The organism is Duganella sp. CY15W, assembly GCF_009857555.1.
GTDB classification, from domain to species: domain Bacteria; phylum Pseudomonadota; class Gammaproteobacteria; order Burkholderiales; family Burkholderiaceae_D; genus Rugamonas; species Rugamonas sacchari.
On the sequence record NZ_WWCQ01000002.1, the window covers coordinates 54,048 to 70,138 of the forward strand.

Here is a 16,091-nt window from a genome sequence, read left to right on the forward strand (position 1 = left end):
TTGCTTAAACGTTGTTTTGCTTTTGAGCGCGACGGCGCGCCACCAGGCCGATCGCGGCCAGACCCAGGCCCATCATGGCGTAGGTTTCCGGCTCAGGCACGGCGGCCAGGATCACGTTGTCCAGCGCGAACTGGGCTTGGTTACCGGCAGGATTCACGCAGTCGTTGCCGCTGAAAATGCAGGAGCTGATGGTGACGTTGCTGAACAGGGTATTGCCGAACTTCGACGCCAGGCTGGCCGTTACGAACGGCGAATTGCCGCCCACCAGGGCCGGGAAATCAAACGAGGCCGACACCGTGCCGCCACCGGCTTTTTGACCAACCACGGTCAGCTGGCCGTAGGAGTAGCTCGCCAGGCCGCCGACCGGCGCCACGAAACCGTAGTCCAGGCTTTGCAGCGTGAACGCCTTGTTGTCGCCGCGCGCCAGGTTCAGGCTGCCGTCATTGACGCCCGCGTAGAAATGGCTGGAGTTGCCCACTGGGCAGGCAGCGATGTCGCAGGAGTTGGGATCCAGGCCGTTGATGATGACGCCGGCAAAGCCCGTGCCGCCAGGACCGGCCACCGGAGTATCGATCACCGTCAGGTTGTAGCCCGCTTCGCTAAACACCTCGGTGCCACCGAAAACAGTCGGCGCGAGGGACTCGAAATTGATGGTATCGGCCATGGCTGGGGCAGCACCCATCAGCGCAATCGCGCCGATCGCGGCGGCAGCCAATTTTTTCAGCCCGGGCGTAGACGGGACTGCCTGGAATTTTGTGGAGTGGTTCATTCTCTTGCCTTGTTGGTTGAGTGTGGAGCCATGGCCCGCCCAGTCGATTGCCAGGCTAATGCCCTTGTCTACTTTTTTTAGAAAGTAACAATCAATATAGCCAAAACCACCAGGTTCAAGTAATGAAATATTAACGTTTATTGTTTAATTATCTTGCCTAGGAACCAAATTTAATCCGGCCTCCACTATGAAAGTGACGTCATGACGCTGTCATAAAATCATGCTCAAATAATTGTATTTCCGTTGTAATTGTGCAAAAAGCCATCCATATTCAAAATTAATGTATCGAATTAAATATTACTTATAAAGAAGCAATTTCTGCCAATTTGGCGTCTTTCTCGCACAACGCGCAAGGAATGGCGCGCATAAAAAAAGCCAGCCGTACCCGGCTGGCTTTTGTTGCAAAAATGCCTCCCAATTAATGTATCGTCATTGCTTTCTTGATAGCAACACAACGTGCATCTTCCTGTTTTATTACTTGAAGAGAACGTGAAGTGCTGGTAGACAATTCTTTGAATTTAACAATCGCGCTTTCCAGGCGCTGGACGCTGGCCGGCGTGCAGGTGGCCGGTATCATGGCCGCGCCATAGGCCCGCATGTAGACCGGGCCGGCGGCCTTGTCGACCGCTGCCAGACCGGCCAGACGCTGCGCTGCGGTTTGCTCGCTCAATGCACCCTGCTCGGATGGATAGAGGTTGTTCATCGCCGTGCGTACCTTGGAGAACGGCAGCTTGGTCTGCAGGTCGGCAATCGCCGCCAGCCATTCGGTCTTCACCTTAGCGTCCGGACGCACCACGGTGGCGGCAATCGCCGCCTGCTGGCCACTGTCGGTTTTGTCGCGTTCCTGTTCAGCCGCCAGCAGCTCCGCACTGCCGGCATAGGCATAGCGGTTCAGGCGATTGAGGATGTCCCAGCGCACGTCCTGGCTGACGTTCAATCCTGGCACCACCAGCTTGCCGTCCAGGATGTCGGCCAGCTGCTTGAGCGCTGCCGGGCTGCTGGCCACATCGAGGTAGGTACCGAACCAGCGGCGCTGGAAGTTCTTGTCCGCACTGGCCGCCTGCGTGGCGGCAAACGCCATCTGCTCCAGTTGCACGCCGACCTTGGCTTTGTATGCGGCGGCCGATGGCCCCATCGCGTTCAGATAGTCCATCGACAGGTGCAGCTTGCCGACCACATCACCGAGCAGCGTGTAGTCCTGTTCCGCCGGCGCGTTGACCAGCACCGTCTGCAGGAATTCGTTGAGCGGCAGCTTGGCCGCGCGCACGCCATCCCACAGGCTTTGCCACAGCATGGAACGCAGCAGCGGATCATCCACCTTGCTCAGGCTGGCCTGTGCGGTGGCGAACGACTTCTTATCCAGCTGCACTTGCGCAAAGCCCCAGTCCTGATAATTCGGATACACCAGGTCCGGGCACGCCGCGCCTTTCAGTTCAGGCACTGCAGTCGCCGCGCCCTGGTAGGTCACCGCCACGTTCTTGCTCAGCGCGAGACCCTGTGCACCCAGCCGGAACAGGCCGATCTGCACACGCTGCTCGCGCAGGACCGGCAACGCCTTGCTGGCCGCACTCTGGCGCAGCGTGAAGGCACTGATCTTGCCGCCCGCGCAGCTGAAGTCGGCCGCGATGGTATTCACGCCAGCCTGGTACAGCCATTCCCTGGTCCAGCCGCTCAGATCGCGCTGGGCAGCCTGGCCCAGGCTGCCGATGAAATCATCCAGCGTCGCATTGCGGTACTGGTACTTGACCAGATAGTTGTGCACGCCCTGGCGGAACACTTCCTCGCCCAGCAAATGGCGCAGCTGCTTGAGCGTCGAGGCGCCTTTGGAATACGTGATGGCGTCGATATTGTCGAAGGCATTGGCGGTCGACGGCACCGGCGTTTCAATCGCGTGCGTGGTCACGCGCTGGTCCTGCACATAGGCCGCCTGCTTGCCGCCCGAGTAGAAGCCCTGCCAGGCATTGGTGAACTCGGTCGCTTCCGCCGTCGCCAGCGTGCCCATGAAGGAGGCGAAGCTCTCGTTGAGCCACAAGCCGTTCCACCACTTCATGGTCACCAGGTCGCCAAACCACTGGTGCGCCATCTCGTGCATGATGACGCCGGCCAGCGACTGCTTCTGCGCTGCCGTCATTTCTTCCTTGTGCAGGAAGCGCCCTTCCGCAAAGGTGATGGCGCCGGCGTTTTCCATCGCGCCGTACAGGAAGTCCGGCACCAGCAGCTGGTCGTACTTCTCGAACTGGTAAGGAATGCCGAAGTACTCATCAAAGAAAGCCAGGCCCTGCCTGGTGTACTTGAACCAGTCCTGCGGCGACACCTGCGCCGCCACCGACTGGCGCGCAAACAAACGCATCGGATATTTGCCGCTGTTGTCTTCCCATACCTTGTACGGGCCGGCGTGCATCGAGAAGTTATACGGGCTCAGTTTTTTCGAACGCGGGAAGGTCCAGCGCTTGCCGCCCTCGATGTCCTGCACGCCGGTCTCGCGCGTGGTGGACGAGACGATCCAGTCGGCCGGCGTGGTGACGGTCACCTGATACGTGCCTTTCAGATCCGGCTGGTCGAATACCGGGAACATCTGGTGCGCGGCCGCCGGTTCAAAATGCGAGTAGGTGTAAACCCGGCCATCGACCGGATCGACCATGCGGTGCAGCCCTTCGCCGTTGGTGCTGTGCAGGCGCGTGTAGGCGATGGTGACGGTATTGCGGCCGGCCACCAGGTCCTGCGCCGCCAGCGTGATGAACCACTGATTGTAGTGCGGCGTAACGGCCTTGCCGTTGACGGTGACGCTGCTGATGCTGGCCTTGTCCAGATCGATGGTCAGCGGCTGCGAAGCGTCGCTGAGGTCAAAGCTCAGCGTGGTGGTGCCGCTGAAGCTTTCCTTGCCGGTCAGCGCGAACGCCAGCGTGTAGTCGACATTGCTCACGCGCGCGGCGCGGGCGGCGGCGTCCTGCTGCGACAGATAAGCGTTTTCGGCGCGCGGCGCCTCGGCGGCAGCGTGCGCGCCGGCGCATGCCAGCGTCACCGCCGCAGCGATCAGATATTTTTTCATGAAGGTGTCCCTGAAAGTAAAAACGCCCGCAACTGCGGGCGTTATGCGGAATGCTTACTGCTTCTTGATGTAGGTATCGAGCCAGTCGATCACCGTGTGGTGCCACAGTACCGAGTTGGCCGGCTTCAGCACCCAGTGGTTCTCGTCCGGGAAGAACAGGAATTTGCTCGGGATGCCGCGGCGCTGCAGCGCCGTGAAGGTGCCCAGGCCCTGTGCGGTCGGGATGCGGAAGTCCAGGTCGCCCTGCACCACCAGCATCGGCGTCTTCCAGTTCTTCACTTTCAGCGCCGGATTGAATTTCTCGTGCAGTTCAGGCACTTCGTAATACGGACCGCCGTTTTCCCACTCGGTGAACCAGATTTCTTCGGTCGCGTAAGCCATGCCGCGCGTATCGAATACGCCGTCGTGGTTGACGATGCACTTGAAGCCATCGGACCAGTTACCCTGGATCCAGTTCATCATGAAGCCGCCGTAAGACGCGCCCAATGCGCAGCTGTTCTCGCGGTCCAGCCATGGGAATTTCTGCGCTGCGGCAGCCAGGCCTTTTTGCAGGTCTTCCAGCGGCTTGCCGCCCCAGTCACCGCTGATCGCATCGGTAAACTTCTGGCCGTAGCCGGTCGAGCCGTGGAAGTCGATGAACACGGTCGCATAGCCAGCGCCCGCGTACACCTGAGGATTCCAGCGGTAGCTCCACGAGTTGCCGAAGCTGCCCTGCGGACCGCCGTGCACCAGGAAGGCTACCGGATATTTCTGGCCCGGCTGTGCGTTCCATGGCTTCATCACGTGGCCATACACGGTATCGCCATTGGCGCCGGTGAAGGAGAACTGCTCGTACTCGCCGAACTTGACGTCGGCCAGCGCGGCTTCATTGAGCCGGGTCAGCTGCTCGGCTTTTTCAGCCGAAGTACCCAGCTTGAATTTGTACAGCTGCGCGCCGGATGCCAGATTGGCTTGCGCGATCACCACCGTGTCACGCGCAACATCGAAGCCGCTGACATAGCCCTTGCCGGTCAGCGCCGTCACCTTGCCGCTGGCGGCGTCGATGGAGAACAGGCGGTGCTGGCCGATATCGTCGGCAGTGGCCAGGATGGCCTTGCTGTCCGGGGTCCAGCGGAAGTCCGCAATCGAACGGTCCCAGCTATCGGCCACGGTGCGCTTCTTGCCGCTGGCGACATCGATCAGCACCAGGTGGAAGCGGTCCGCTTCAAAGGTCGGCTTGTCCATGGCCACATAGGCCAGCGTCTTGCCGTCCGGCGAGTAGATGGCCTTGGTGTCCCAGGCCTTGTTCTCTTCGGTCAGATTCTTCGGCTCGCCGCCGGTGGCGGGTACCGTGTAGACGTCAAAGTTGGTCGACCACGCTTCGGTCTTGCCGGCGATGCGGGCCGAGAAGGCCACGCTCTTGCCGTCCGGGCTGAAGTGATATTCGTCGTGATCGCCAAACGGCTTCGATGGCACGTCGCCATCGAGCTTGCCGCTCAGGTTCACCGGCTGCGTGCTGACCTTGCCGCTGGCGTCGATTGGCGCCGAGTACAGCACATTGTTGCGGCCATCGGCCCAGGTGTCCCAGTGGCGCACGAACAGCTTGTCGTAGACCTTGCCGCTGGCCTTGACCTTGGCCTGCTCGTCCAGGCGCTGCTTGCTACAAGCCAGGTCGGCGCAGTCGCGGAACACGGCCATGCTGAACAGCAGGCGGTCGCCCTGCGGCGACAGGCGGAAGTTGTCCACGTCCAGCGGCAGGTCGGTGACCTTGCTGGCCTCGCCGCCGCTCAGCGGCAGACGCCAGACCTGCGACGAACCGGAGCGGCCCGACAGGAAGTAAATCGCATCGCCATTCGGCGACCATTCCGGATCCATGCTGCTGGCGCCGGCCTGCGTCAGGCGCACCGGCGCAGCTTTGGGGTTACGCAGGTCCAGCAGCCAGATCTGGGTATTGCCACGGTTCTTGTCCAGATCGGTGGAACGCACGGTGTACACCACGCGGGTGGCGTCCGGCGACAGCACGGGGCTGCCCACGCGCTCCATCTTGACCATGTCTTCTACAGTGAAGCCGCGCGGCGCGGCCACAGCGCTGGATGCCATGACGGCGCCCAGCAGCAGCAGTGGAAATCTCATTCGGTGCTCTCCGATGTTATTAGAAAAATACCGGCTTGTGGCCGGGTGCCGTGCATCATACCAAGAGAGCGGAACAAGGGCGTAGGTCTGTTACGTTCTGCTACCTGCCATTGCGGACCTGGCGTATCGCATCCCAGTAGCTGTCGATCTGCGCCTGGTTCTTGTTGTAGAAGATTTTATTGACGATCAGGTACATCGGCGTGGCGATCAGCGGCGTGGGCAGCATCTCCAGTTCGCCCTTGTATTTGCGGGCGATGATCTGCTCGCCCTCGCCCTGCTGCGTGACCACCGCCGCCACGCGGTTCTGCGCCAGCATGGCAAACGCCTGTTCCGGACTGCTGGCGCTGTCGTCGATCACCACATTGAGCTGGCGCAGCAGCGACACATGCAGCAAGCCCGGCTGCGTGCCCACCGGCTGCTGGCCCAGGTTGATGAACTGCTTGCCATCCCAGTCGACGCCGCCGCCGCGCCGGCGCGACACGGTAAAGTTGATATCGCCCACGGCGCGGCTGGCGTCGGGCTGCGATCCCTTCATCGGAAACGCGCTGTAGGAGGTACGGTCTTCAATGAACGCGGCCAGCATGGCGTCCACCTGGCCGGTACGCAGCTGCTCCATGCACTGGAAACGCGGCGCCACGATATTCTGGATCACCACCGGTTGCAGTTTCGATGCGCGGCGCAGCACGTCCTGCGCCTGGCCAGAGCCGTCCGGATTGGTCATCGGCGGGAACGGATGATCGAAAATACACATTTTCACTTCCAGCGGCGCAGCCTGGGTCAACAATGGAAAACCCAGCAGCAGCGACAGCAGCAGCGTTGGCAGTTGGCGCACGGCAGACCTCCCTTTCAAAGTTGATAACAACCATCTTATCGCGCTGCCGCAAAAAGTTCTTGACTTAATTAAGACGACCGGTCATATTTACGTCATGGCTAAAGCAAACGTCAAAGAGCAAATCGTCAGCACCAGCTTGAACCTGCTGCACAGCAAAGGGTTCAACGCCACCAGCGTCCAGGACATTACCGACGCTGCCGGTGTACCGAAGGGCTCGTTCTACAACCACTTCACCAGCAAGGAAGCGCTGGGGCTGGAAGTATTGCAACGTTATGTGGAAGGCGCGGCGCAGATCGCCGCCATCCTGAGCGACAGTACGCTGCCGCCGCTGGCACGGATACAGCAGTTTTATGCCCGCATGATCGCTGCCAACACGGTCAACGACTATAACTTCGGCTGCCTGATGGGCAATTTCAGCGCCGAGCTGTCCAACCAGATCCCGTCCATGCGTAGCGCCATGCAGGAAAACTATGCCGCATCCACCGCGCTGATGGCGGACGTGATTGCGCAAGGCCAGCAGGACGGCAGCATCAGCAATACCCTGCCGGCCGCCACACTGGCCGGCTTTGTAACGGATGCATGGCAAGGCGCCGTACTGCGCGCCAAGGCTGACCACAGCATTGCGCCGCTGGAACGCTTCGCCCAGGTGGTATTGCAGCATTTGTTGCGCTGATTTATTGCGCCGGATTTTTTTCGGCCGTTTTCAAGACGACCGGTCATATTGTAGTTTTTACTTAACCCTGAAAGGAAACATCATGAACTTCAACAATGCCGTCGTCCTCATTACCGGCGCCAACCGTGGCTTGGGCAAAGCGCTGGCGCAAGCCGCAGTCGCCGCCGGCGCGCGCAAGGTGTACGCCGCAGCCCGCAACCCTGCCACGGTGGACATCGCCGGCGTCACGCCGATCCGGCTTGACGTCACCAATGCCGCTGACATTGCCGCTGCGGTGCGGGCGATTCCCGACCTGACCATTCTAATCAACAACGCCGGCATCTCGACTGGCAGCGGCGTGACCACGGCAGACGCGCTGAGCGCCGCCCGTAACGAGCTGGAAGTCAACTTCTTCGCCCCACTGGCGCTGAGCCACGCGTTTGCACCCGTACTGGGCCGCAATGGCGGCGGCGCCATCATCAACATCCTGTCCGCGCTGAGCTGGGCCAGCCTGCCAAGCACCGGCACCTACAGCGCCTCCAAGGCGGCGGCGTGGGCGCTCACCAACGGCCTGCGCGGCGAGCTGGCGGCGCAAAACACCCACGTGCTGGGCGCCCACATGGGCTATATGGACACCGACATGACGGCCGGCATCGAGGCGCCCAAATCCGCGCCCGCCGACATCGCCCACGCCATCGTCACCGCGCTCGAAGCCAACCAGGATGAAGTGCTGACCGACGACACATCGCGCCAGGTCAAAGCGGGCTTTGCTGCACCGCGCAGCCTCTACCTGGGCGCACCACGCGCCGCATAACCCAGTTCGGGGTCAGTGCCGACATTCGGACACGAGCTCATGTCCGAATGTCGGCACTGACCCCGAACTTGCGGCAGCGCAGTATTGATGCTGTGGCTATCCTGCGCCGTAGCCGATAGAAATTTTTTCTCGCAAACGCAATAAATCGCGTATTTTCAATCAAGGAAAAAAGGCATAATCGCTTACTCAGCCAGGTGAAAAAGTACACGTTGCGGGCCGGCTTGACGTGTACCCAATTCGTTTTCCTCGCCGGTAATGCTTCGCTTTGTATTGCCTCACAACCAGTTGTGAACAATTGTAACTCGGTGTTGTATGAGCCTGCCGAGCGCGCTAAGGTAGCAGCTTCACCTCGGACCGCGTTGGCTCCTATGCGACGACCACCGCGCAGCCGAAGTCACACGAAATACGGGAAACGCTATGCTTACTGCCACCTATGTCTTGTTGACACTTTCTATCGAACAAAAAAAAGAACGCCACTTCATTTCGCGTCTGCTGCAATACGTGCAGTCGATTGCGCGCCGTCCGCAGGAAATTGATCCTGTGTTCATTGAATCCCAGCTCAAACAATTAGCCAGCTTTGCCGAAGCGCGCCACCAGCGCAAGGTGGAAGCCTGCCTGATGCCGGCCGTGCGTGCGGCCGACTCCAATTGCACCGCGCTCATGAATGACCTCGAGTGCCTGAGCAGCCGCGGCAGCGCCATGCTCAACGCGGTCTACCGCTGCCTGCGCCGCGCCGCCCGCCGCAGCGCGTCGCAAGGCAAGTTCCTGTGCAAGACCGTGGACCTGTATTGCCAGAACCTGCTGAAGCGGCTCGACAAGGAGGAGCAGGAGCTGCTGCCGCTGGCGCAGAAAGTCATCTCCAGCGAAGAGTGGTTTGAGATCGGCAGCAAATTCCTGGCGCAGGATGACGACGACGCGGCATCCCGGCCGGAACTGCGGCCGCGCCAGGGCCACATGGGCTACGGCGCGACGCCGGTCTGATTCGGCGCGCTGCCGTTTTTAGCCAGCTGCACGTAAAAGCGCACCGCTTCCAGGTAGTTGTCCACGCCAAGGCGTTCGTTGGTGCCGTGGAAACGCGGCAGATCGTCCTTGCCCGCGCGTACCGGCGAGAAGCGGTACACATGCTCGCTCACGTCCTTGTAATGGCGCGCATCAGTGGCGCCGATCACCACGCCGGGCGCCACCACCGCATCGCTGAACACCTCGCGGATGGTGCGGTTAATCAGCGCATACTGCGCCGAATTCACGGGCGACACCGGCGACGGCTCCGATGAACCGCCATCCAGCGTGGCATGCACCGCCTCGTTGTTGACGGTCTGGCGCACATGCTCCATGACGCCGCCCACCGTATCGCCGGGGCGCACGCGGAAATTCACCACCGCATCGGCGCGGCCTGGCAGCACATTGTCCTTGTTGCCGGCATGCACCACCGTCAGCGCGGTGGTGGTACGCATGACGGCATTGGTGCCCGGCGACTGCTCCAGCTGCTTGCGCACCACCGGCGCAAACAGCCACAGATTGGACAGCACCACGCGGTTCATGCCCTGCATTTCCGGCGCGATGGTGTCGAACATCTCGCGCGCCACGCCGGTCATTTCGGCCGGCATCTGGTTGCGCTCCAGCTCCGCCAGGGCCGCGCTCATCATGCCGATCGCGGTTTTTTGCGGCGGCATCGACGAGTGGCCCGGCGCCGTGCTGACCGCCAGATTGACGCTGGCATAGCCCTTCTCGGCGACGCCGATCAGCGCCACCGGTTTGCTGATGCCGCTCATGATGCCTTCCGTGACCAGCATGCCCTCGTCCAGCACATAATCCAGATGCACGCCGCGCGACTTGAGCAGCTTGGCGATTTCCACCGCGCCCTGGCCGCCGCCCATTTCCTCGTCGGCGCCATAGGCCAGGTACAGGGTGACGCGCGGCTGATAGCCCGCGGCCAGCAGCGTTTCGATGGCTTCCATCTGCGCCACCAGGCTGCCCTTGTCGTCCCACGAACCACGGCCCCAGACAAAACCGTCCTTGACCACGCCATCGAACGGCGGCTGCTGCCAGCTGCTCTCGGTGCCAGGCGCGATCGGCACCACGTCCTGGTGCGCCGCCCACAGCATTGGCCTGGCCGCCGCGTCGCTGCCCTGCCAGGTAAACAGCATGCTGTGGCCGATCAGCTCACGCTTCAGCGTCGCATGCAAGCGTGGGAAGGCTTGCGCCAGGTAGGCCTGCAGGCGCTCGAATTCCTCCGCATGGGGATCGCCGGCCGTGCCTTCGGAAATGGTGCGGAACTTCAGCGCACCGGCCAGCCGCGCCGCCACCGCATCGCGTTCCAGCGCCAGGGATGCAACTGGTTTCACACCGATCTGGCGCGACGGCAGGCGCCAGGTATGCCACGCCACCACCGCCACCAGCACGGCCGCCATCAACACCACTGTCCATCCGATACGTTTGATCATAGTTAGCCTGTTTACCTGTCAGAGTGCGCCAGATTGGTGCGCAATGCAGCATCACGCGGACCCGATTTTGGCACTGTTGTTTTGAAAGATTGCGCACGATTCTAAAGCTTGCTTATGCAATATCGTGCAGCTAATATCGCCAATATGCAGACCGATCTCGCCACCGTGACACAAATAGCACAAAGGGCCCTCGCATCATGAACCATGGCGCCAAGATCATTCATCTGCGTGGCGCCGCCGGCATGGACGCCATCTATCGTAAAGTCAGCTGGCGGCTGCTGCCGCTGCTCATGCTGTGCTACGGCGTGGCCTACCTGGACCGCGTCAACGTCAGCTACGCCAAGCTGCAAATGGGCGCCAGCCTGGATTTCAGCGAACAGGTGTACGCCTGGGGCGTCGGCCTGTTCTTCATCGGCTACTGCCTGTTCGAGCTGCCCAGCAATCTGCTGCTGGTAAAAATCGGCGCCCGCAAAACCCTGTTGCGCATCATGCTGTGCTGGGGCGTGACCGCCGCCGCCAGCGCCTTCGTGCGCGAGCCGGTCGAGTTTTACATCATCCGCTTTTTACTCGGCGTGTTTGAAGCGGGCTTCTTCCCCGGTGTGATTCTGTATCTGACCTACTGGTATCCCTCGGCACGGCGCGCGCGCGTGATCGCGGTGTTTGCGTCGGCAGCGCTGCTGGCGGGCGTCGTCGCCGGTCCGCTGTGCGGCGCCACGCTGCAGTATATGCGCGGCCTGGGACCGCTGGATGGCTGGCAATGGCTGCTGCTGATGCAAGGGCTGCCGGCGATACTGCTGGGCGTGATCGCCTACTTCTATCTGGACGACAAGCCGGAAGATGCGCGCTGGCTGTCCTGCTTCGAACAGCAGATGATAGAACAGGACCTGGAGCGCGATGAGGAAGCACTCAATGACGCTGCGGCGCTGCAGCACCATCAGCAGCCTGCCGAGGCGCCATCCGCCGCCAGCACCATCTGGTCGCTGCTACGCGAGCCGTCCATCGCCCTGCTGGCCGTGGCCAACCTGCTGCTGATGGCGGCCAGCTACGCGCTGGTGTTCTGGTCGCCGACGCTGCTGCAGCGCTGGGGCGCGGGCAGCCATATGCAGCTTGGCCTGCTGGCAGCAATTCCGAATCTGGCCGGCGTCGTCGGCATGGTCCTCATCGGCTACGACTCGGACCGACGGCGCGAGCGGCGCGGCCACTTCATCGCCTGCATGGTGCTGGCCACCGGAGGACTGGGCATGGCGATCGCTGCTGACAATGGTCTCACCTGGTCGCTGGCCGGCCTGACGCTGGCGTCGCTGGGCATCGCCTCGGCGTCGCCGCTGCTGATCGCCATCCTCACCGGCATGCTGAACCGCCAGCGCGCGGCAACCGGCATCGCGCTGGTGGGCAGCGTTGGCCTGCTGGGCGGCGCGGTCGGGCCGGCGCTCAGCGAACGCATGCTGCGCTGGGGCGACAGCGCCGCCATGCTGGCCACGCTGATCGTGCTGTACCTGGCGGCGGGCGCCATCCTGCTGTGGGCACTGCGGCGCGCGCCACGGCGCGGCGGCCCCAGCGCCGGCCATGGCCAAACCGACAAGATGGCTCGTAGTTAAAGCTTGGGCTAGAATCTGGGACGTGCCGCGATCCGGCGCTCCCGTTCACTCCATCTACAAGCGAAACTACCGATGCGTTTTGTATTGCCATTCCTAGCGACCGCCATCACGGCCAGCGTCGCCAACGCCGCACCAACGCCCATCACCCTCGACCAGGCCATGGCCAATCCGGACTGGATCGGCAACCCCGTGGAATCCGCATGGTGGGGCTGGGACAGCCGCCAGATCTACTTCAAGCAGAAACGCAGCGGTTCCGCCGTGCGCGACACCTGGCAGATCGCCGGCGCCGCCGCCAGGCAGGTGGACGACAAGCAGCTGGCCAATCTCGATAGCGCCGATCCGGTCTACAACCGCGAACGCACGCGCGCCATCCTGCTGCGCAACGGCGACCTGTTTGAACGCGACCTGAAAACCGGCGTCCTGACGCAAATCGTGCGCGGCACCACGGCCGCCGCCGACGCCCAGTACGCGGCCGACGGTAACCACGTGCAGTTCCGCGTCGGCAGCGACTGGTTCAGCTGGAGCCGCGCCGAGCGCCTGGTCTCACCCGTCGCCCTGCTGCGCACCGCCAAAGATCCCGACGCCGCGCCGGACGCCGACTTCCGCCGCGACATGCAACTGCGCCTGATGTCCACGCTGGCCCGCGTCAAACAGGAAAAGGATGAAACGCGCGACCAGCGCAACGCCGAACGCGCCGCCGACGCCACCCGCGCGCCACTGCCGGTCTACCTGGGCGACAAAGTCACCATCGAAACCAGCTCGCTGTCGCCGGACGGCCGCTACCTGCTGGTGGTCACCGCCGCCAAGGATGGCGACAAGCGCCGCATCGGCAAAATGCCGCGCTACGTGACCGAATCGGGCTACGAAGAAACCGACGACGAACGCAAACGCGTGAGCGAAGCCGGTCCGCTCAAGCACGAACTGAAACTGGTGGAAGTCGCCACACGCAAAGTCACCGAGCTGTCGCTGGACGATCTGCCGGGCATCAAGGAAGATCCGCTGGCCGCCATGCGCAGCGCGCAAAAGCTCGATGCACTGAAAGGCAATCGCGGCGTGCGTTTCGAAGGCCGTGAAGAATCCATCCGCTGGAGCGCCAATGGCCAGCGCGTCGCCGTCATGGCGCAGGCCATCGACAACAAGGACCGCTGGATCGCCGGCGTCGACCTGGCCGCCGCCAAACTGAAACCGCTGCACCGCCTGAGCGACGCCGCCTGGGTCAACAACCGCGGCAACGACTTCGGCTGGCAGCCGGACAACAGCACGCTGTGGTACGAGTCGGAGGAAAGCGGCTACTCCCACCTGTATCTGCAGGCAGCCGACGGCAAAGCGCGCGCGCTGACCTCGGGCAAATGGGAAGAGTCCAGCGTCACCTGGTCGTCGGACGGCCAGACCGCCTACTTCATGTGCAACCCAAAACTGCCAGGCACGTATGAAGTCTGCTCCACCAATACCAAGGACGGCGCGCTGAAAGAACTGACCGCGCTGGGCGGCGTGGAAAGCTTCGCGCTGTCGCCGGATGGCCGCAAGCTGCTGGTGCGCTACTCCACCGCCTACATGCCGACGCAGATCGGCACCGTCAGCAGCAGCGGCGGCGCCATCACCCAGCTGACCGACACTCGCAGCGCCGACTTCAAGGCGCGCGAGTGGATACAGCCGGAAATCGTCGCCGTGCCATCGACCCACGGCGCCGATCCGGTCTGGGCCAAGCTGTATCGCCCGGCCACGCTGGAAGCGGGGAAAAAATATCCGGTGGTGATGTTCGTGCACGGCGCCGGCTACCTGCAGAACGTGACCAAGCGCTATCCGGTCTACTTCCGCGAGCAGATGTTCCACAACCTGCTGGTGCAGAAGGGCTACATCGTGCTGGACATGGACTACCGCGCCTCGCTGGGCTATGGCCGCAACTGGCGCACCGCCATCTACCGCCAGATGGGGCATCCGGAACTGGAAGACTACGTCGATGGCCTGAACTGGATGGTGGCCAAGCACCAGGGCGACGCGGCCAATGTCGGCATCTATGGCGGCAGCTACGGCGGCTTCATGACCTTCATGGCGCTGCTGCGCGCACCGGACCAGTTCAAGGCTGGCGCGGCGCTGCGTCCCGTGACCGACTGGACCACCTACAACCACGAGTACACCGCCAACATCCTGAACTCGCCGGAGCTGGACCCGGAAGCATACAAAGTCTCGTCGCCGATTGAATATGCGGACAAGCTCAAAGGTCACATCCTGATCGCCCACGGCATGGTCGACGACAACGTGTTCTACCAGGATTCGGTGCGCATGGCCCAGCGCTTCATCGAACTGAAAAAAGACAACTGGGAACTGGCATCGTATCCGCTGGAGCGCCACGGCTTCGTGCATCCGGAAGCGTGGTACGACGAATACCGCCGCATCTACCAGCTGTTTGAACGCACCCTGAAACAATAAACAGGAGAGTTATGAAAAAGCTTGCCGCCTCGCTGATACTGGCGACCTTGTTCACCGCCGCCCACGCCGAGACCAAACATCCGGCGTGGACGCGCAGTTCCAACGTGTATGAAGTCAACCTGCGCCAGTACAGCAAGGAAGGCACGCTGAACGCCTTCGCTGCCAGCCTGCCGCGCCTGAAAGCCATGGGAGTCGACATCATCTGGCTGATGCCACTGCACCCGATCGGCGAGAAAAACCGCAAGGGTACGCTGGGCAGCTACTACGCAGTGAAAGACTACGGCGCCGTCAACCCGGAATTCGGCAGCCTCGATGATGTGCGCAAGCTGGTCAAACAGGCGCACGCGCTGGGCATGCACGTGATCCTGGACTGGGTCGGCAACCACACGGCGTGGGACCACCCATGGGCAAGCCAGCATCCCGAGTGGTACAAGAAGAACGACCAGGGCGAGATCGCCGCCGTCAGCTTCAAGAACGGCGCGGGCGAGACGGAAGAATGGGCTGACGTCATCGGCCTCGATTACAGCAACAAGGACCTGTGGCCCGCCATGACGGCAGCCATGGCGTTCTGGGTCAAGGACGTCGGCGTGGACGGCTTCCGCGCCGATGTGGCAGGCATGGTGCCGACGGCATTCTGGGACCAGGCCCGCGCGCAGCTGGACAAGATCAAGCCCGTATTCATGCTGGCCGAAGGCGACGCCGCCGACCTGCACGAGCGCGCGTTCGACGCCAGCTACGACTGGTCGCTCAACGACATCATGAAAAAGATCGGCAAGGGCGAAGCTGGCGCCGCCGAGTTGCGCGCGTATGTCAGCAATCCGCCGAAAACCTACCCGCGCGACGCCTACCGTCTGCAGTTCACGAGCAACCACGACATCAACTCCTGGCAGGGCACCGACAAAGCACTGTACGGTCCCGCGTGGGGCGCGCTGGCAGTGCTGAGCTACACCCTGCCCGGCATCCCGCTGACCTACAACGGCCAGGAAGCGCGGCTGGACAAAAAGCTGGCGTTCTTTGAAAAAGACGCCATCGAGTGGAACAACATCGACCTGGAACTGTTCTTCGCCGGCCTCAACGCGCTGAAGAAACAGAACCCGGCGCTGTGGAACGGCACGGCCGGCGGCGCGGTGCAGCTGCTCGACACCGGCAACGACAAACTGTTTGCCTTCAAGCGCCAGCAAGGCGCCAACCACGTGCGCGTGATCGTCAACCCTACCGGCCAGCTACAGAAATACAGACTGGCCGGCGACGAAGGCCCCGCCTTCCTCAAGCCCTGGCGCTGGCGCATCATCGTCCCTGAATAAAATCCGGGGTCAGTTCTTGCAATCCAACACGGGCTCTGCTGTAGTCACAACTACAGCAGAGCCCGTGTTGGATTGCAAGAACTGACC

The 16,091-nt window shown here is 62.2% G+C and carries 11 protein-coding genes; 6 read left to right on the forward strand and 5 right to left on the reverse strand.

From position 1 onward, the window contains the following. Positions 1-4: 4 nt before the first annotated feature. The 4 genes from GTP58_RS09835 to GTP58_RS09850 all read right to left on the reverse strand — a co-directional run bounded on the left by GTP58_RS09835 (position 5) and on the right by GTP58_RS09850 (position 6,762). On the reverse strand, positions 5-769 hold the full coding sequence (locus tag GTP58_RS09835) for an NF038120 family PEP-CTERM protein (RefSeq protein ID WP_229215529.1): 765 nt from the start codon (positions 767-769) through the stop codon (positions 5-7). Between the two features lie 418 nt (positions 770-1,187). Next, positions 1,188-3,818 (reverse strand): aminopeptidase N, encoded by a 2,631-nt coding sequence (pepN, locus tag GTP58_RS09840; RefSeq protein ID WP_161077383.1) that lies wholly within the window; start codon positions 3,816-3,818, stop codon positions 1,188-1,190. A 54-nt stretch (positions 3,819-3,872) separates the two neighbouring features. Then, entirely contained in the window at positions 3,873-5,930 is a 2,058-nt protein-coding gene (locus GTP58_RS09845; protein WP_161077384.1) for a S9 family peptidase, read from the reverse strand. A 100-nt stretch (positions 5,931-6,030) separates the two neighbouring features. Beyond that, complete coding sequence (locus tag GTP58_RS09850; protein ID WP_161077385.1) at positions 6,031-6,762, reverse strand: ABC transporter substrate-binding protein; 732 nt, start codon at positions 6,760-6,762, stop codon at positions 6,031-6,033. 94 nt (positions 6,763-6,856) lie between these two features. On the opposite strand from GTP58_RS09850, the gene GTP58_RS09855 reads away from it, so the two are divergent. The 3 genes from GTP58_RS09855 to GTP58_RS09865 all read left to right on the forward strand — a co-directional run bounded on the left by GTP58_RS09855 (position 6,857) and on the right by GTP58_RS09865 (position 9,209). After that, positions 6,857-7,435: a TetR/AcrR family transcriptional regulator gene (locus tag GTP58_RS09855; RefSeq protein WP_161077386.1), complete on the forward strand. Its 579-nt coding sequence runs from the start codon at positions 6,857-6,859 to the stop codon at positions 7,433-7,435. Positions 7,436-7,517: 82 nt separating this feature from the next. Next, entirely contained in the window at positions 7,518-8,228 is a 711-nt protein-coding gene (locus GTP58_RS09860) for an SDR family oxidoreductase (protein WP_161077387.1), read from the forward strand. 417 nt (positions 8,229-8,645) lie between these two features. After that, complete coding sequence (locus GTP58_RS09865) at positions 8,646-9,209, forward strand: hypothetical protein (RefSeq protein WP_072787016.1); 564 nt, start codon at positions 8,646-8,648, stop codon at positions 9,207-9,209. On the opposite strand, the gene GTP58_RS09870 is transcribed toward GTP58_RS09865, so the two are convergent. After that, positions 9,188-10,672: a M20 family peptidase gene (locus tag GTP58_RS09870; RefSeq protein ID WP_161077388.1), complete on the reverse strand. Its 1,485-nt coding sequence runs from the start codon at positions 10,670-10,672 to the stop codon at positions 9,188-9,190. The genes GTP58_RS09865 and GTP58_RS09870 overlap by 22 nt on opposite strands. A 197-nt stretch (positions 10,673-10,869) precedes the next feature. On the opposite strand from GTP58_RS09870, the gene GTP58_RS09875 reads away from it, so the two are divergent. The 3 genes from GTP58_RS09875 (at position 10,870) to GTP58_RS09885 (ending at position 16,004) form a co-directional block, all read left to right on the forward strand. Next, entirely contained in the window at positions 10,870-12,270 is a 1,401-nt protein-coding gene (locus GTP58_RS09875) for an MFS transporter (RefSeq protein WP_161077389.1), read from the forward strand. A 72-nt stretch (positions 12,271-12,342) separates the two neighbouring features. Further along, complete coding sequence (locus tag GTP58_RS09880; RefSeq protein ID WP_161077390.1) at positions 12,343-14,700, forward strand: S9 family peptidase; 2,358 nt, start codon at positions 12,343-12,345, stop codon at positions 14,698-14,700. A gap of 11 nt (positions 14,701-14,711) precedes the next feature. Continuing rightward, entirely contained in the window at positions 14,712-16,004 is a 1,293-nt protein-coding gene (locus GTP58_RS09885; protein ID WP_161077391.1) for an alpha-amylase family glycosyl hydrolase, read from the forward strand. The last annotated feature ends 87 nt before the right edge of the window (positions 16,005-16,091 follow it).